This is a genomic window from Crocinitomix catalasitica ATCC 23190, from assembly GCF_000621625.1.
In the GTDB taxonomy this organism is placed as follows: Bacteria; Bacteroidota; Bacteroidia; order Flavobacteriales_D; family Crocinitomicaceae; genus Crocinitomix; species Crocinitomix catalasitica.
Genome location: NZ_KK211319.1, coordinates 5,677 through 23,608, shown reverse-complemented (window position 1 = coordinate 23,608; position 17,932 = coordinate 5,677). Strand labels below are relative to the sequence as shown.

Here is a 17,932-nt window from a genome sequence, read left to right as displayed (position 1 = left end):
TGCATCGACAAAGACTAAATTTGGTTCAGAGATTTGTTAATCTTATTGGTGATCAAACACGAAAGATAAATGCCTTCTCAACCGGAATTCCTTCTCAACAAAACCACCACAATTCACCCCACAAAAAAAGCCTTGCGTGAACAAGGCTTTTAAATATTTTATGAAGGTTAAGAATTAACCATTTAAAGCTTCTGCTCCACCAACAATTTCCAAAATTTCGTTTGTAATTGCAGCTTGACGTGCTTTATTGTATTGTAATTTCAATTCTTTATTCAATTCAGATGCGTTGTCAGTTGCTTTGTGCATTGCTGTCATCCTAGCACCATGTTCACCTGCCATAGATTCTAAAAGAATCCCGTACAATTGAACTTTAAGTGTTTTAGGCATTAAATCTTCAACGATTTCTTTCTGAGAAGGTTCGAAGATATAATCTAAACCAGTTGATTTTACTTCGCTTTCTGTTTGTTGAATAGGTAATAATTGACTTTTTTCTACAATTTGTGTAGCAACATTTAAAGAATGATTGTATACCAATACTACTTTATCAACTTTACCAGCCACATACGCTTCCATTAACTTTGCAGTAATATCAGCCGAATTATTGTAATTTAAATCATTCCAGATACCATCGACATCTGTAGGTAAAAATGTATCCTTACCAATTAAGTCAGTTTTAGAAAAAGAATCAGTTGCTTTTTTTCCTATTGGAACAATCTTTACAGATTTGCCACTATATTCTTCCTTAGCCAATCTTAATGTTTCTTTAATTACGTAGTTGTTAAAACCACCACATAAACCTCTATTCGAAACAACAGGAACTAAAACTACATTATTGATCTCACGACCATCAGCGTAAATATTATCTCCTGCATCTAAAGAAGAAGATAAACTAGAAAGAATCTCTTGAAGTTTTCTAGAATAAGGCTTCATACGATCAACAGCATCCTGCGCTCTTTTCAATTTAGCGGCAGATACCATCTTCATAGCAGAAGTAATCTGCATCGTTGACGATACAGAAGTAATCCTATTTCTTATTTCTTTTAAGTTAGCCATGCTATCCTTTTAAATCAATTGTCAAATGTGGTTGTCACCGTTAGATAACAACCACATTTTATTATTTTTAGTATTTAGAAGCTAATTCAACTGCAACTTTAGATAATACATCCGTTAAAGCGTCTGTATATTTACCTGCTGCTAATTGATCCATCACATCCTTGTGATTTGCATTCAAATAGTTAATGTATTCAGTTTCGTAAGCTTTAACTTGTTCGATTGGAACTTTAGTTAAATATCCTTTTGTTCCAGCGTAGATAATCGCAATTTGATTCTCAACACGGTAAGGATCACCTTCTTTTTGCTTTAAAATCTCAACGTTTCTTGCACCTTTATCCAATACACTTTTCGTTGCTGCATCTAAATCAGATCCGAATTTTGCGAAGGCTTCAAGCTCTCTATATTGTGCTTGATCTAGTTTCAAAGTACCAGATACCTTTTTCATTGATTTAATTTGAGCGTTACCACCAACACGAGATACAGAAATACCTACGTTAATTGCTGGACGAACACCTGCATTAAACAAGTTAGACTCTAAGAATATCTGACCATCAGTAATCGAAATTACGTTTGTTGGGATATAAGCAGAAACATCACCCGCTTGTGTTTCAATGATAGGTAGCGCAGTTAATGAACCTCCACCTTTAATTTTTCCTTTTAATGAATCTGGCACATCATTCATTTGAGCAGCAATCGCATCATCATTGATAACTTTTGCAGGACGCTCTAATAATCTTGAGTGCAAATAGAATACATCTCCAGGGTATGCCTCACGTCCCGGTGGTCTTCTTAATAACAAAGAAACCTCACGGTAAGCAACTGCTTGTTTAGATAAATCATCATAAACAATTAATGCCGGTCTACCAGTATCTCTAAAATACTCACCGATTGCAGCACCACCAAATGGAGCATAATATTGTAATGGAGCAGCATCAGATGCATTGGCAGCTACAATTGTAGTATAAGCCATTGCGCCAGCAGCTTCCAATTTAGCAACTAATCCTGCAACTGTTGATGCCTTTTGGCCAATCGCTACATAGATACAGTAAACTGGTTCTCCTTTATCGTAAAATTCTTTTTGGTTAATGATTGTATCAATACAAACAGTAGTTTTACCAGTCTGTCTATCTCCAATTACTAACTCTCTTTGTCCACGTCCAACAGGAATCATTGCGTCAATCGCTTTGATACCAGTTTGCATTGGCTCAGTAACAGGCTCACGGTAAATAACACCTGGTGCTTTACGCTCAAGTGGCATTTCGAATGTTTCTCCTTCAATAGGACCTTTTCCATCAATTGGAATTCCCATTGTATTAACAACACGTCCAACAATACCTTCTCCTACATTAATAGAAGCGATTAATCTTAATCTCTTTACAGTATCACCTTCTCTGATATCATTACCTTTTCCTAATAATACCGCTCCTACATTATCCTCTTCAAGGTTAAGAACGATTCCTCTTAATCCAGATTTGAATTCGATCATCTCACCGTATTGAACGCTAGATAATCCGTAGATACGTGCGATACCATCTCCTACTGAAAGTACGGTTCCAACTTCTTCTAATTCTGTTTCTGACTTAAATCCCGAAAGTTGTTCTCTCAAGATTGCAGTAACTTCTGCTGGTTTTACATCTGCCATTTTACTATAGATTTTAGACTAACGCTTAATACGTTCGCCTACTATTTAAATTAATTTAATAAAATATTTTTTAAACTTGCCAATTGACTAGCGATTGAAGCATCAACTTGTTGATCATCAATTCGAACAATAAATCCTCCTAAAAGGGTTGCATCAACCTCTTCTATCAATTCTATTGTTCCGTTAAAGCTTGTCTTAATCTTAGCAATAATTGTTTCTTTCGTCTTTGAATCCAATGGACTAGCAGAAATTACTTTTACATCTAGAATATTGTTTTTCTTTTTATAAAGATCTACAAATCCTTTAGCAACTTCTGGCAAAATATCTGCTCTTGAATTTTTAACAATCAAATTGATAAAATCAAGTGATACTTTTTCAATTTTCGTTGTAAAAATTGTGTTTAAGATATCAATCTTTTTTGCAGTTCCTACAATCGGACTTTTAAGCAAATTATCAAAATCTTTTGACGTTTTGCAAATTGAAGCCAATTCTACCATATCAGCATTTACTTTGTCAATATTGTTTTGCTCTACTGACAAATCAAGTAATGCCTGGGCATATCTATGTGCTACTTTGGTTACGCTCATTTTCTTAGTTTAAACTAATATCGTTTGCGATTTGTTCTGCTAACGCTTTTTGCTTGTCATCAGAAGCTAATTCTCCTTTAATAACTTTTTCAGCTATTTCTAAAGATAAAGAAGCTACTTGTGTTTTCAACTCAGCAATTGCTGCAGCTTTTTCACTTCGAATGATTTTTTGTGCCTCTTCAACAATTTTAGTTTGTTGTGTTTGACCTTCAACTCTTGCGTCTTCAATTAATTTCTTAGAAGTTGCAGTAGCATCTTTAATCATTTTATCACGCTCAATACGTGCTTCTTTCAATAAATCTTCGTTTTGAAGTTTTAAAGCTTCCATTTCAGCTTTAGTCTTCTCAGCTAAATCAATTGATTCTTGGATACTTTCTTCACGCTGATTAACGGCGCTCAACATAGGTTTCCAAGCAAATTTCTTTAAAAGGAATAATAAGATTAGAAAAACTAAACCTCCCCAAAATATCTGTCCAATCGCTGGTGTAATCAATTCCATGTTTTCTTTTTTTAATTGTTAAATAAGTCACCAAATAGGCAATCCCTAAATGGTGACTTAATTTTTTTTAGCCATTAGCTAACATTCCTACTACAACACCGAAAAGTGCAACACCTTCAATAAGTGCAGCAGCAATAATCATTGCAGTTTGAATTTTAGCAGTCGCTTCTGGTTGTCTTGCAATAGCATCCATTGCAGATCCACCAATTTTTCCGATTCCTAATCCAGCTCCTAATACAGCTAGTCCAGCTCCGATTGCTCCCATAATTTATTTATTTAGTTTAACAATTAATATACTCTTCTAATTAATGATGCGCCTCTTCCACTGCTGACCCGATAAACATCGCAGACAACATTGTAAAAATATAAGCTTGTAAGAAAGCCACCAAAAGTTCTAATACCGAAATAAACAATGCCATTGGTACAGATAATCCCGCCCAAGCCATGTTTTGGTTAATAAATATTATTCCGATTAATGATAAAATAATAATGTGTCCCGCTGTGATGTTCGCAAATAATCGAATCATCAATGCTGCCGGCTTTACCAATACACCAATTAATTCAATTGGAACCAAAATTGGCCATAAAGCAACAGGTACTCCAGGAGGCATTAAAATATGTTTCCAATAAGGACCTTTTGAATTTACCATTTGAATGATCAATGTAAACAATGCTAATAATAATGTGATTGAAATAGAACCTGTCATGTTAATTCCACCTAAAAATGGAATCAAACCGAATAGGTTACCGAAAAGAATAAAAAAGAATACCGTTAATAAATAAGGCATGAACTTTAAATATTTTCCTTCTCCAATGTTTTCTTTTGAGAAATCACGAACGAAAACAACTAATGGTTCCATAAAACCAGCTAAGCCTCTAGGTGCTCCAGCAGCTTCACCTACTTTGTATTGTTTTCCTACTGATCTAAATATTAAAAACATAATAATCGCAACACAAAAGATAGCGAATACATTTTTAGTGATAGATAAATCAACTGGTTTAACAGCATTTGCTACATGATGTTCTGCATCAAAAGCCACTGCATGTTCACCTTCGTTTAATTGATAAATCTTGCCGTGAGACTTCACGAAATTCATTCCGTTTGCTTCGACAATATGATGACCAGAATCATCGTGGTGGAACTTAGAAGACATGAATGTTACTAATCCATTCTCAGTCCAAAGAATAATTGGCAATGGAATTGAAAAAGAACTTTCTCCTGCACCCCATAAATGCACATCATGCGCATCTAAAACGTGATGAACTGGATCAATTCCAGCCTTTTCTTCTGCATGTTCAGCACTTTCGTAATGCTCCTCTGCTTCTTCAACAGGTTGCATTACTCCTCTAAGTAACTCTAATGGTAAATCTTCAATGTTTTGTGCATTTGAATTTAAACCTAAACCAAGTGTAACTGCAACAAATATGATTTTCAAACTAAACTTCATACCTAATATCTTCATGCGAACGTTCTGTTCTCTTCAAATTTTGCGGCAAAGTTACTATTTAAAAACTAATTGGCAGCAATAAAAACGGCACGAAAATTAAGAAATTCTATTTTTCTTCAGAAGGACTATTCAAAATCCCCATAAATACTACAGATTCGATAATTAGTAATGGAAAAAAAATTGCGAAAAATTGATAAACATAAGGTTTTGTAAAATCAGTTTTATCTAAAAGATCAGGTAGTAAGAATACCAAGCTAGCTAAAAACTTAATGACCGTATATGCTAATAATACTTGCGGCAGAAGCTCTTTGTTGTGTTGACGCACCTTTAGAATTCCAAGAATACCCAAAAGACTAGTGACTAATAAAAAAATATAAATGTAGATTAAACTAATATCTGTATAGTACTCAGGCAATACATATGACAGCAATAAAATATGAATGCCGCCTAAAAATAATAGTGCTGAAATTATTGTGACATACGCACTTTTAATCTGTTTTATCATTCTCCTTAGAAATTTTCATGACGTCTTTTAAAACCAAATACAATCCAATTGCTATTCCAGCTAATGAGCAAACAATTGTCCAAATAGGTTTTTCATTTTGATAATGCTCGTCTAAAGCACTTCCACCCCAAGCTCCTCCTCCTATTACTATTGCCATTTGTATGCCAGCAGAAGATAATCTTGCTATCGCATTCGGTTTCGAATCCTTTTTCTGCTCAGACATAATTGACTAATATTTAATAACGCAAGGTTAATAAACAACCTTAGCATCTTCTGCTTTGTCCATTTTAGACTTTTTCGCTAAAAGTGGAGCATCTTTTTGATTGGCATAATTACAAACACCTTGGAATACTGCACCAACTTCAATCTCGATTTTATTTGTTGTGATATTTCCAACAATTTTTGCAGTTGATTTAATGCTTAATAAACCATCGACAACTAAATCTCCTTTAATCTCTCCTTCAATATCCGCATTGGCACATTTAATTTGTCCGTCAATCTTTCCTGTTGGACCAACAACTAATTTACCCAAAGTATCCAAAGATCCCTCTAGCGTTCCTTCGATTCTGAAATTGCTATCGGCTTTAATTTCGCCAACAATAACAGTGCCTTCAACAATTCTATTTAATTTGTCTGGAGAATTTGTTTGACCCTCTTTTCCGTTTCCACCTTTAAACATTTTATGCTAAGTTTTAGATATATAACAAAGATAGCAAAAAAAGTATCGCTTCCCAATGATAAAATGTGTGATAATGTTAAAATACTTAACTGATGTGATTTTATTTAAACACGCGAAATTGCAGCGTTAAAAGTCAGAAAAACGAATCTAAACGACCAATGAACATGACACTAATTCTGACTAACCAATATGCATTATCTAACACTGCATCCTATAAACAATACAATATAAGGTTGATACAGGAATAAATGACAAGTCGGATTGTAATCTAAATGAAAATAATTACTCTTTAATCTCGACTTTTATCAAGTCAATTTTAGAGTCTGACACTTCTAATATCGTGAATGTTAATTTTTCGGTGTCAAAACTCGTTTGGGCTTCAGGAATTTCTTCTAACTCATTCAAAACAAAGCCAGCCAATGTCTCATATTCCTCTCCTTGCGGAATGGGTAGATTGTGTTCTTGAATGATATGGTCGATCTCTGTTCGTCCAGAAAAGATAAACGTAGTCTCGTCGATCTGCTCTTTAAGCTCTTCGTCATGATCGTGTTCATCTTCAATTTCTCCGAATATCTCTTCTATGATGTCCTCTACTGTAATCAAACCAGAAGTGCCACCATATTCATCCACCACAACCACAATACTACGTTTCGTTCGGGTAAACTGTGATAATAATTCCTTCGCATAAATCGCCTCTGGAACAACGCCTACTGGCAGCATCACATTCTTTATTTGATCTGGCTTATTAAATAGTTCGTAAGCATGAACATATCCTATAATATTATCAATTGTATCGCGGTAAATTAAAATCTTTGAAAGACCTGAACTAATAAACTTCTCTTTTAGACTATGAATGTCATCCTCTAGATTACAAGCTACGATATCTGTTCGCGGAACCATACAATCCCTAGCTTTTACATTAGAGAATTCCAGTGCATTGTTCAGAATTTGAATTTCATTTTCCAAATGTGCATCCTCTGCAATCCGATCATTTAAATCTCTGACATAATGATCTAAATCAACTTTCGTAAATACTTGTTGCACATTTTTAATATCCGTCTTCATCAATTTTAATATCAAATTTGAAAATGACATTACAATTAACGTTGGAATATAAAACACCCAATAAACGATGAACAACGGAATCGCGCCAATTGATAAAATACCATTGGGATTAATTCTAAAAATAGCCTTTGGCAAGAACTCAGCAGTTACCAATACAAGCAATGTTGAAAGGATGGTTTGGAGGAATAAAAGCGCTGCAGGAAATTCAGAAGCAAAGCTTAAGACCGGCTCGAGTGCAACGGCCATAAATATACCGTAAACGACAAGAGACACGTTATTTCCCAATAACATTGCACTAATAAAATTCGACGTGTTTTTTACGAAATAAGCTAAAATCTTACCACTCGTTGCCCCACTGTTTTTATCTAATTCAATTTTAAGACGATTGGCTGAAACAAAAGCGATTTCCATACCAGAGAAAAATGCGGAACACAATAGCGTTATAACAATGATCAAGTACGTCTGGGGTTCGGGGTCCATTTTTTAGTTTATGAATAATAACGAATATACAAATATATCTTTATTTTGACTCGTCAACAACATCAAAACCAATGTCTTTACGATAATAAGCTTTATCGAATGAAATTTTACCGATATTATTATATGATAATTCCAATGCTTTTTCGATGTTTTTACCGTATGAAGTTACACATAAAACACGACCGCCAGCAGAAAGAACAGTAGGTCCATCTTTTTTAGTGCCTGAATGAAAAACTAAAGAATCATGTATACTATTTATTCCCGTTACTGTTTTTTCTTTTTCGTATGCATCAGGATAACCACCCGAAACCATCATTACTGTAGCCGCAGATCTCGAATCGAACTCTACATCGCGTTCTGATAAAGTTTGCGTAGCAACACCTTCGAATAATTCAATTATATCTGATTTTAAACGAGGAATCACAACTTCCGTTTCTGGATCACCCATTCGGCAATTGTACTCTATTACGTAAGGATCATTCTTTACATTGATAATACCAAAGAAGATAAATCCACGATAATCAATACCTTCCTTTTTTAAACCTTTAACGGTTGGAATGATGATTTGATTTTCAATTTTATCCATGAATCCTTGCGTTGCAAAAGGAACAGGAGAAACAGCGCCCATACCACCAGTATTCAACCCAGTATCACCTTCTCCAATACGTTTGTAATCTTTTGCTTCAGGAAGCTTTTTATACGACTGACCGTCAGTAACAATAAATACAGATAGCTCTATTCCTTTCAAAAACTCTTCAATAACAACACGAGAAGAAGCATCACCAAATTTGGCATCTTCTAACATGTCTTTTAATTCAAGTTTCGCCTCTTCAATAGTAGGTAAAATCAACACCCCTTTTCCAGCGGCTAAACCGTCAGCTTTTAATACATAAGGTGGTTTTAAAGTTTCTAAAAACTTATATCCCTCCTCAATAGTATCTTTTGTAAATGTTGCGTATTTCGCTGTTGGAATGTTGTATTTTTTCATGAAACGCTTAGAGAAATCTTTACTTCCCTCTAATTGTGCCGCCGCTTTATTTGGTCCAATAATCGCGATATGACTAATCTCGGAATCAGCTTCAAAATAATCAGCAATCCCTAAAACTAAAGGAACTTCTGGTCCAACTAAAACTGAATCGATTTTTTCTGCTAAACAGAATGCTTTAATACCGTCAAAATCATCAACAGCTAAATCCACATTTGTTCCTTCTTGCGCAGTACCCGCATTTCCAGGAGCAATAAAAAGTTTATCAATTTGCGAACTTCTCGCAATTTTCCATGCAAAAGCATGTTCTCTTCCTCCGGATCCTAATACTAATACATTCATTCAAAAATATTTTATACAAAGTTATCGATTGAGTTGGTTTTACGCACATTTTATTATCAACAATTCAGCTTTTTTTTACCCGAAAATAGTATTCCAAAGAATTAAAAATAGAGTTGAACACAATTATATCAATCCAATTGACGTTGATAGACTATGAAATTAATAATCGCTATATTATCATTAAGCATCGTTCTAAACAACTATGCACAAGACTCTCCACATAAAAATCGTATTGGAATTATTGGGGGTTTACAAATAAATAATTTTGATTATGGTAAGTTTGGATTCGAATTTCAACATTCCATTCAACCTAAATTAAAATTAAACATTTCTGCCACCTATGACAATATCCAAAACCCTCCTTTAATGGATAATGTTTTAGCATTTGAATCAGAAATTTTAAGAATTTATAGAACACAGAAGGCTTGGGACAGATTATATATTATCCGTGGTGGTTTAGACTACGAGCCAAACAAGTATTTGAGTTTTGGAACAAATTTAGTCATAGGCTATAATAGATCAGTCAATGGGATTTATGATGAAGGAAGCGCCTATTCAACAATTACTGATACTTGGGAAGATTGTAACGAATGCGCACATGATTATCACGACAATGCCCAACGAGAGCAAGACAACGGATCCTTAAACCTAAAAAACTTAGCTTATGCACGGCCAATTGGTAAAAATCAATATTTTGTTTACGGCTTATCGTTAAATATAGGCGCAAGATTCCCCATTAAAAACCGATGGGAATTAGGTTTATTCTATTCACCTGAATTGACCCGAAATAAAATCATGAAACGGACGCTTTATTATGAAGGTACAGACCTATTAGTAAGTGAATTCAATTCTTTCACGCGCTTCCAACATTATATTGATGTGAAATTGAGATTTAAGATCTAAACAACAAAAGATTTGGTTTTACCCCTCTAAATATTCCCAATCCTTAATTGGCTCAAATCTTTTCCAAGATTCTTTAACTGAAGGATGGGTTAATACAGATTCTACCGGAACCTCAGGTAAAATGTCATCTGCCAATCCGTTTTTAACGAATATAAAATTGAACCCTAAATCATTCGCTCCAACCAATCGATAACCTTTTAATCTCGCTAAATTAACCATAGCAATTGGCGATGCTCCGTGATAAACAGGATGTTTACCTGGATAAAAATAAGCAGGATCATAAGGCACAACGATATTGCGCATACCAAATTCAATATGGGTTTCAATTATTACAACATTCGGACTAACTTGAGTTAATGCTTTCCAAACCCAATAATCATTCCCATCAATATCAATGGACATCACATCAATATCACCACTAAATCCAGCGTCCGCGACCAATTGATTAATATTCTCAGCCAATACTTTTGCGCAAGTGAATTTTGGCGCAGGCAACCAAGGATGTGGATATTTAGCGTAAAAATATTTGCCTCTTTCAATACTTCTCGGATTGCCATCTAAAAACAAACCATCATACCCGAAATTCAAAGCCAAATTTGCACAATTACTATTGATGCCATCATCTGACCCTATCTCTAAAAAGGTTTTATTCTGCATACCAATCAACGCAAGTATGTAAAGAATTTTGCCATCCTCCTCGAATTGAGAAAAAACACGGAAACCGGTATCATCAAAATTTGGCAATTGATTATCTGCCTTCGCTTTTTGATGTGCTAAAAACAATTGTCGTTGTCCAATTTGAACTGACGCAGAAAAACGATCTCTTACTTTTAAAATGTAAAATTTTCGTTTCAAGAAATCTTTTATTCTTCCCATTATTCAATTTTTTCAATAAGCCAATCCACTTCTCTCTCCCATTGCGACTTAACATCTATTGGATTTGTATTGTAAATCACTTGCTCTGGTTGCAATCCATTTTGCAATGACCCAGATGTCCATTTACCATCACCATTGGCATCTAAAATCATTCTAACCTGATGCTGTACAGGTGCTAAATTCTCAAATCTCATACTCTTAGCAAAAGGTCTTGTTGCCACAACCTCTTGTTTATCATTCAATAGTTCAATAAATACTTCCGTAATAAATGTAGTATCAATATTCAGAACTAATGTACCAAAATAAGTCAATGGTCTACTTTCAAAAAAGAATGAAGACTCAGTAGGATTCTCATATTTATAAATCGACTTAAAGGCACCTGTATCAATTACAACCTTAAAATATTCAGTACCAACCGAATCAAATTCTAACGTTCTTAAATTTTGAATTTTATACCCCGGCATTTTTAATTCAACCGAATCCCTATTGAAGAAATGAACTTTGCTCGTATCCATAAATGAAATTGGTTCTGACACCGTAATTTTTAACCGTTCTTTGGGTAATAATTTTCCGGACACAATATTGTTCTCTAATAATAAAACTTGAGGTTTACCACCTTTGGGCGTGTTTTTTAACAAAGGTTTTAAAGTATCTTTCGCATTGTTGATTTCTAAATAAAATTCAGTTTGCTCCACAGGAACAGTTTCCATCCAATAAATCAATGAATCCTCGCGTTCTGTTTCTTCCTGAACTAATTGAATTCCTGAATTATTTGTTACCCTTAAAAAATCTGGCGCTTGATTAAAAACTAAGGTTAATTTACCAGGGAATTCGAATGTCGTTGAGATTCTACGCAAGGTATCATCTGCCTCCTTAAAACTTCTCATTTCAATTTTAGGCATACTATCTATCAATTCAATAGGAAAGGTTGAACTAAAACCACGATTTTCAGAAGCATCAAGCTTTAAATTCCTGTTTTCATCATTGAAAACGAAAACATAATATGCTGCTTTCTTTAAATAATTAATCTCAAAATCACCACTTGTATTAGATTGCCCAATATAAGTCGGTTTCATTTGTAAAGGAATTGAATCGAAAGGGATAGCATGATTTGTTGGATACAAAGCCACCAAATAATTCTCTAAATTCTTATTTGTGAATCCATCTTTTATTGTCCCCCTAATAGACATCGAATCAATATAAGCACCGGTAGAGAAAACAAATTGAAATATAGAATCGTTTTGCTCAGTAATATCTTGAATTACACGATTAAAATTAATGGTATACGTAGTATTCTCCTCTAATTCTTCATTAAAAGTGAGTGAAAACTTTTTATTTTTTGCAACGACTGTAGGACGTTCTTTAAGTTGAGGTGTAACAATGATATTATCATTCGCATTATTCAATTTAATGTATTCGCTAAATTTAATCTGCACTTCATTACCAGAAAAATTTAATTGCCCATTTTTAGGACTGGATAATTCAGGATCAAAGCTAGGAGCGGTTGTGTCTTTCGGTCCACCTACTAAAGGATTGACCTGTGCACATCCAATTATCCAGAAAAGGCTAACCAATATATAAAATTGCCTATGTTTCTTCAATTGATTAAAAAACATTGGCGATTATCTTTGCTAATTTTTCGAGGTAAAATTGATCTTCCGAATCAAAATCATTCAATTGATCACTGTCAATATCCAAAACAGCTACTACTTCTTCAGATTTAAAGATGGGTATTACTATTTCAGATTTACTTTGACTGCTACAAGCAATATGTCCTGGGAATTGATCAACATCTGCAACCAATTGTGTTTGCTTGGTAGCAAAAGCTGCACCACATACACCTTTTCCATATTGAATCCTTGTACAAGCCAATTCACCTTGAAATGGCCCCAATACTAATTCGTTCTCCTTCACGAAATAAAATCCAACCCAAAAAAATCCGAATGTTTGTTTTAATATGGCGGCTAAATTTGCTGTATTAGCAATCAAATCAGGTTCCCCATCAATTAAGTGAGTGATTTGAGGCAATAATGCTTCGTATTTAGCCTTTTTAGACCCTTCTATCGTCTTTAATTCTATTGACATTGAATAATTTTGAACAAAAATAGGCTTTTTATATAAATAGATCTGCAGAAATAGCATCTGCAACATATTTTCCTTGATTGGTTAAACTATAAATCTCACCTTTTATTTCGATGTCACCCAAAGCAATCTTATCATTTAAGATTTTTTTAGTTTTCGGTAAATTTACCAATGAAATATTTGCCAAATCATCTAGATTGATTCCCCACTTTGTTCGCAATCGGGTGAGGATATAATCGTTAAAACGATCCTCAATAGTTAAGTCCTCCAACTCATAAAAATCAGTTCCTTTCTGAACCCCTTTCAAATACTTACCATTATTTGCAACATTCCATTGTCTTTGGGTATGGTTATACGAATGCGCAGAAGGACCTATTCCCAAATAAGCCTTGCCTAACCAATATGCCGAATTATGTTTCGAAATTGAATTTTCTTTCGCAAAATTTGAAATCTCATATTGCTCATAACCGAAATTCGGTAGTTCATCAATGAGATATTGAAACTGTGCTAAACTAGTTTCATCTGACGGTAAAGTCAATTCACCCTTCTTTTGCCAAGCACCAAAAACAGTGTTATTCTCAATCGTTAAACAATAGGCGGATAAATGATTGATTTGAAATGACAACATTTTATCGACTTGCTTTTTCCAGTCGTCTAAACTTAAATTAGGAATGCCATAAATCAAATCCACAGTACTGTTTTCAAACCCCATTTCACGTGACCATTCAATCGCTTCAATCGCTTGCTGACTATTATGCGCACGATTCATATACTTCAGTACTTCTTCATCAAACGATTGAATACCGATACTTAAACGGTTTATCTTTAAAGATTTTAAATCTGCCAATTTCTCCTTCGTCAGATCATCAGGATTACATTCAAAAGTGATTTCGCAATTTTCAGCAATCGCAAATCTATCTTCTATCTTTCTTAGAATTCGCTCAATTTGATTTGAAGCTAAAACACTTGGTGTTCCTCCCCCAAAATAGATCGTCTCAATGGTCTCTCCTTGCAGATAATCGGTTCGTAAATCAATTTCTAAAAGAATCGCCTCAACCAATTTTGGAATCGTAGCCAGTTGCACAGAGAAATGAAAGTCACAATAATGACATTTTACCTTACAGAAAGGTATGTGAATATATATACCAGCCATTACTTCTCTACTTCCGCAGTTGCATTAGATAGAGAATCACTCGTCCAAAAAACTTCCTTTAAGGACAAATAACTAATACTATTTGAAGATAAGTTTCTTAGATCAGCTTGCACTAAAGACATATCTTCTGCATACCATAAAGCGATAAAAGCGGCGTCTTCCATTAAATAAGCTTCAGCTTGACTGTAATAAGCATTAGCTGTTTCTTGATTGTTTGCCAATTGCCCTTTCTCAAAAAGTGCATCAAATTCTGGATTACTATATCTAGAATTATTAAAAACAGAAGCTTTTGTAGGGTCTTCTGGAACAAGCTTGCCGTAGGCCTTTGACAAAAAAGATTCAGCACTTGGATAGTCAGCTACCCAATTGGTTCTGAAAATATCTCCATTACCATTGTTTTGATTTTCAATTAACTCATTAAACTCAACACCTTGTAGATCAATATTAATTTTTAGCACATTCTGTAATTGCCTTTGAATTTCTGAAGCGACCCAATATTCATCCGTTCCTTTTTTAAATTGAAATTGAACAGAAGGAAATCCTTCACCATCCGGGTATCCAGCATCTGCTAAATATTGCCTTGCTTTTTCTGGATTGTATTTGGTATTCAACTTATTCATATGATCAAAATCGTATCCTTTAAAAACACGACTGATTGGTGGAACTAAACCATAATCTCCAGATTCATAAGCTTGATCTTTAAGAATCTTATTCACTAAACTATTCTTATCTATCGCACATGTGAATGCCTGTCTTACTAGATTATTTTGAAAAACTGGCGTTTGCATATTTAAAGCTAAAAAGGTCGTAATCAATTTGGGCTGACTGTTTAAAATATATTTAGCATTTTCACCTTTAAAATCGTTAATTCTTTCCTCTAACACTTCCGATATTTTCGAGATTGGGACTTCTGGAATAAATGCTAGGTCTTTAAGCCAAAAACGCTCCATCTTCGTGTCTGTATCTTCTTCATAAATAAAAATGACACTATCTAAATAAGGCAAACGATCTCCATTTTTGTTAACGCCATAATAATTGTTATTCTTTGCTAATTTAACCACTTCCGAATTTGAATTATCAAAATCATAATAAAAAGGACCTGTACCGATTGGAACGAAATATTCATACTCTGTTGCTTCTTTCGCAATTATCGATGCATAAACTGTTGCTGTTTTTTGCAAGAATGTCAGACTCGGCTTCACTAAAGTAAAAGTGACTTCATTACCATCAACTGTAATTCCAGAAATATGCTCGCTTGTTCCGTTTTTAAATTCTTCCCCACCAACAATCACATTCTTAAAAATTGAATAGCCAGAACCTGTATTTACGTTGGTATAGATTTTTTCAAATGTATAAATCACATCTTCTGGAACAAATTTTCGACCTTTTCCTTCTTCAAAACAAATTCCGTCATGGAAATAAACATTGTCCTCTAGTACAAATTTATAAGTTAAACCATCATCAGAAACTGACCATGATTTAGCTAAGGAAGGAACGATTTCTAAAGTTTTGGGATTGTAAGCGACTAAACCTTCAAATATTTGCTCGTATATCTGACCTGTCTCTAATTTTTGAATTTCACTGACAGAATTACAGATGAAAAAACTGGTTAATGGCATTTTAAACACACCTCCGTATACCGGTTTTTCCGCTACTTTTTCAGGCGATTTGGAACTTTTTTCTGACCCTCCGCAAGCCACAAAAATAAAGGTTGAAATAATGACCGTGATTTTCTGTAGTAAGTTCATATGAAAGACTTCGCTATTTATTATCGTGCTGATTAGATCAAATATAATCGAAATTTTCTAACTTAGTGGTGATGGATTTGATTTTTAACCTAATCTTGGTACAGGATTTGTGTATAAAAAAATAAGATTATATCCTTGTTTATTACTAAACTATACTTTATTATTGCAGTTGATTAAGCATTAGAAGAAACACCCTACCGATTTATGTCGTTGAAGAACAATATATTTTTCTTGTTAATTTTTTTAGGCGGTACATTTGTGACTTATGCAGATCTATCCCTAGAAGGACATTACCAAGGTAAAAACCTTTATGTACAAAACCCCGAAGATGAGGACGGATTCGGATTTTGTGTGACCAAAGCAACAGTAAATGGCGACCCCATTTCTGATGGATTACAATCGAGTGCTTTTGAAATCGATTTCACTGAATTCGGATTAAAAATTGGTGATCCAGTTTTTATTGTCCTTGAACATGGAATAGGTTGTAAGCCGAAAATTCTAAATCCCGAAGTTTTATTGCCGAAAAGTACTTTCGAAATCCAAAAAATTTCTTGTACGCCTGATGGTAAATTAACTTGGTCGACGATTAATGAGTCCGGAAAATTACCTTTTGTTGTTGAACAATTTCGATGGAATAAATGGGTAGTTGTTGGTGAAGTTGACGGATCTGGAAAATCTGGATCGAACGAATATGCATTTACGATAACTCCTCACTCGGGTGAAAATAAGGTGCGTGTTGTACAAACTGACCATACAGGAAAGAAACGTCCATCTGACGCAGTTCTATTCACGAATACAACGATTCAGGAACCAGAAATGGCGCCGAAAAAAGTGAAATCGTCTATCTCTTTTACATCTGGAACAAAACCTATTGAAACAAAATATGAAATCTATGACGTTTATGGCAATATTGTCAAAAAGGGCGTAGGTTCTGAAGTTGATTGCTCTAACTTGAAAAAGGGAGCTTATTATATTAATTACGACAATAAAAACGAGAAGTTTATTAAAACGTAAATTCTCGTTTGTTTATCTTTCACTTCCGATTTGGTTTTAATGCGAAAGCATCTTAAATTGAATCGGATTTTTTTTTGATTATGAAATTAGAACATATTGGTATCGCCGTTAAAAATCTTGAAGCATCAAACGAATTATTCCGCGTGCTTTTTGATACACCTCATTATAAGGTTGAATCAGTTGAATCAGAACATGTGAGTACGTCTTTCTTTAAAACTGGCGAATCTAAAATTGAACTATTAGAAGCTACTGACCCTAACAGTCCAATTGCAAAATTTATCGACAAAAAAGGTGAAGGTGTGCATCATTTAGCTTTTGAAGTAGTAGATATCGACTTCGAATTAAAACGATTACAAGCCGAAGGATTTCAATTGATTCATGAAACACCTAAAGATGGCGCTGACAACAAAAGAATCGCTTTCTTACACCCTAAATCTACGAATGGGGTACTGATTGAATTGTGTCAGGAGAAAGGTTAACGCTTTTGACTTTAAGTCTCTTCCTTTGGCGGTTCCCTACCTGGCTCGCTGAGCGATGCCGAAGCGGGCGGGCTATTTGCTCTAATCTTTTTTTGTCCTCCTGAAACGGACGGACGAAAAAAAGGATATCCGCGTCTATCCCTAACCGGAGTGATACGTGATAGGTGATAGGTGATAGGTGATAGGTGATAGGTAATAGGAAAAGGTAAAAGGTAAAAGGTAAAAGGTAAAAATTTATACCACCCTTTCAGGGTTCTAAAACTTAATTATACCAAATATCGAAGGAATGTCTTCCTCCGCTGTTGTATATCGTCCCTTCGGGACTTGGTTGGCTGGAAAGACAAATAGTGAATATGCCGTAGTTATAATAGGATTGTTTTAACCACAAACGC

The 17,932-nt window shown here is 34.5% G+C and carries 19 protein-coding genes; 3 read left to right on the top strand and 16 right to left on the bottom strand.

Annotated features, from left to right (window positions below; translation table 11 throughout):
* Positions 1 to 174: 174 nt before the first annotated feature.
* From atpG to purD, 11 genes are all read right to left on the bottom strand, one after another.
* Entirely contained in the window at positions 175 to 1,053 is an 879-nt protein-coding gene (atpG, locus tag T367_RS0120130; protein ID WP_027421436.1) for an ATP synthase F1 subunit gamma, read from the bottom strand.
* Between the two features lie 67 nt (positions 1,054 to 1,120).
* Complete coding sequence (gene atpA, locus T367_RS0120125; RefSeq protein ID WP_027421435.1) at positions 1,121 to 2,695, bottom strand: F0F1 ATP synthase subunit alpha; 1,575 nt, start codon at positions 2,693 to 2,695, stop codon at positions 1,121 to 1,123.
* Between the two features lie 50 nt (positions 2,696 to 2,745).
* Positions 2,746 to 3,282 (bottom strand): ATP synthase F1 subunit delta, encoded by a 537-nt coding sequence (gene atpH / locus T367_RS0120120; protein ID WP_027421434.1) that lies wholly within the window; start codon positions 3,280 to 3,282, stop codon positions 2,746 to 2,748.
* Between the two features lie 4 nt (positions 3,283 to 3,286).
* Complete coding sequence (gene atpF / locus T367_RS0120115) at positions 3,287 to 3,781, bottom strand: F0F1 ATP synthase subunit B (RefSeq protein ID WP_027421433.1); 495 nt, start codon at positions 3,779 to 3,781, stop codon at positions 3,287 to 3,289.
* Between the two features lie 67 nt (positions 3,782 to 3,848).
* Positions 3,849 to 4,046: an ATP synthase F0 subunit C gene (gene atpE / locus T367_RS0120110; RefSeq protein ID WP_035846854.1), complete on the bottom strand. Its 198-nt coding sequence runs from the start codon at positions 4,044 to 4,046 to the stop codon at positions 3,849 to 3,851.
* Between the two features lie 40 nt (positions 4,047 to 4,086).
* Positions 4,087 to 5,244, bottom strand: coding sequence for a F0F1 ATP synthase subunit A (gene atpB / locus T367_RS0120105; protein ID WP_027421431.1), 1,158 nt, complete (start codon positions 5,242 to 5,244; stop codon positions 4,087 to 4,089).
* A 91-nt stretch (positions 5,245 to 5,335) separates the two neighbouring features.
* Entirely contained in the window at positions 5,336 to 5,734 is a 399-nt protein-coding gene (locus T367_RS0120100; protein WP_027421430.1) for a hypothetical protein, read from the bottom strand.
* Entirely contained in the window at positions 5,718 to 5,957 is a 240-nt protein-coding gene (locus tag T367_RS0120095) for an AtpZ/AtpI family protein (protein WP_027421429.1), read from the bottom strand. Before T367_RS0120095 ends, T367_RS0120100 begins: the two co-directional genes overlap by 17 nt.
* Positions 5,958 to 5,984: 27 nt before the next feature.
* Positions 5,985 to 6,413 carry a bactofilin family protein gene (locus T367_RS23370; RefSeq protein ID WP_051568707.1) on the bottom strand — a complete coding sequence of 143 codons (429 nt, stop codon included), beginning with the start codon at positions 6,411 to 6,413 and terminating at the stop codon, positions 5,985 to 5,987.
* A 282-nt stretch (positions 6,414 to 6,695) separates the two neighbouring features.
* Entirely contained in the window at positions 6,696 to 7,958 is a 1,263-nt protein-coding gene (locus T367_RS0120085; RefSeq protein WP_027421428.1) for a hemolysin family protein, read from the bottom strand.
* Positions 7,959 to 7,998: 40 nt separating this feature from the next.
* On the bottom strand, positions 7,999 to 9,285 hold the full coding sequence (gene purD, locus T367_RS0120080; protein WP_027421427.1) for a phosphoribosylamine--glycine ligase: 1,287 nt from the start codon (positions 9,283 to 9,285) through the stop codon (positions 7,999 to 8,001).
* 153 nt (positions 9,286 to 9,438) lie between these two features.
* Here purD and T367_RS0120075 point away from each other — a divergent pair, with 153 nt between their 5' ends.
* Complete coding sequence (locus tag T367_RS0120075) at positions 9,439 to 10,188, top strand: hypothetical protein (protein WP_027421426.1); 750 nt, start codon at positions 9,439 to 9,441, stop codon at positions 10,186 to 10,188.
* 18 nt (positions 10,189 to 10,206) lie between these two features.
* Here the strand turns inward: T367_RS0120075 and T367_RS23365 are convergent, their stop codons facing one another.
* From T367_RS23365 to T367_RS0120050, 5 genes are read right to left on the bottom strand one after another with little or no spacing between them, the layout of a single operon-like run.
* Positions 10,207 to 11,064 carry a hypothetical protein gene (locus T367_RS23365; protein ID WP_051568705.1) on the bottom strand — a complete coding sequence of 286 codons (858 nt, stop codon included), beginning with the start codon at positions 11,062 to 11,064 and terminating at the stop codon, positions 10,207 to 10,209.
* On the bottom strand, positions 11,064 to 12,680 hold the full coding sequence (locus T367_RS0120065; RefSeq protein WP_027421425.1) for an Ig-like domain-containing protein: 1,617 nt from the start codon (positions 12,678 to 12,680) through the stop codon (positions 11,064 to 11,066). The genes T367_RS23365 and T367_RS0120065 overlap by 1 nt, the downstream gene beginning before the upstream one ends.
* The gene (locus tag T367_RS0120060) at positions 12,670 to 13,149 is read right to left on the bottom strand and encodes a GAF domain-containing protein (protein WP_027421424.1); all 480 of its coding nucleotides are present in this window, start codon (positions 13,147 to 13,149) and stop codon (positions 12,670 to 12,672) included. The genes T367_RS0120065 and T367_RS0120060 overlap by 11 nt, the downstream gene beginning before the upstream one ends.
* Before the next feature lie 28 nt (positions 13,150 to 13,177).
* Positions 13,178 to 14,299 carry a radical SAM family heme chaperone HemW gene (gene hemW, locus T367_RS0120055; protein WP_027421423.1) on the bottom strand — a complete coding sequence of 374 codons (1,122 nt, stop codon included), beginning with the start codon at positions 14,297 to 14,299 and terminating at the stop codon, positions 13,178 to 13,180.
* A complete protein-coding gene (locus T367_RS0120050; protein ID WP_084274503.1) occupies positions 14,299 to 16,047 on the bottom strand; it encodes an ABC transporter substrate-binding protein in 1,749 nt (582 codons plus the stop codon). The genes hemW and T367_RS0120050 overlap by 1 nt, the downstream gene beginning before the upstream one ends.
* A gap of 231 nt (positions 16,048 to 16,278) precedes the next feature.
* Here T367_RS0120050 and T367_RS0120045 point away from each other — a divergent pair, with 231 nt between their 5' ends.
* Entirely contained in the window at positions 16,279 to 17,061 is a 783-nt protein-coding gene (locus T367_RS0120045; protein WP_051568704.1) for a T9SS type A sorting domain-containing protein, read from the top strand.
* Positions 17,062 to 17,138: 77 nt separating this feature from the next.
* The gene (gene mce / locus T367_RS0120040; protein ID WP_027421420.1) at positions 17,139 to 17,540 is read left to right on the top strand and encodes a methylmalonyl-CoA epimerase; all 402 of its coding nucleotides are present in this window, start codon (positions 17,139 to 17,141) and stop codon (positions 17,538 to 17,540) included.
* Positions 17,541 to 17,932: the final 392 nt, after the last annotated feature.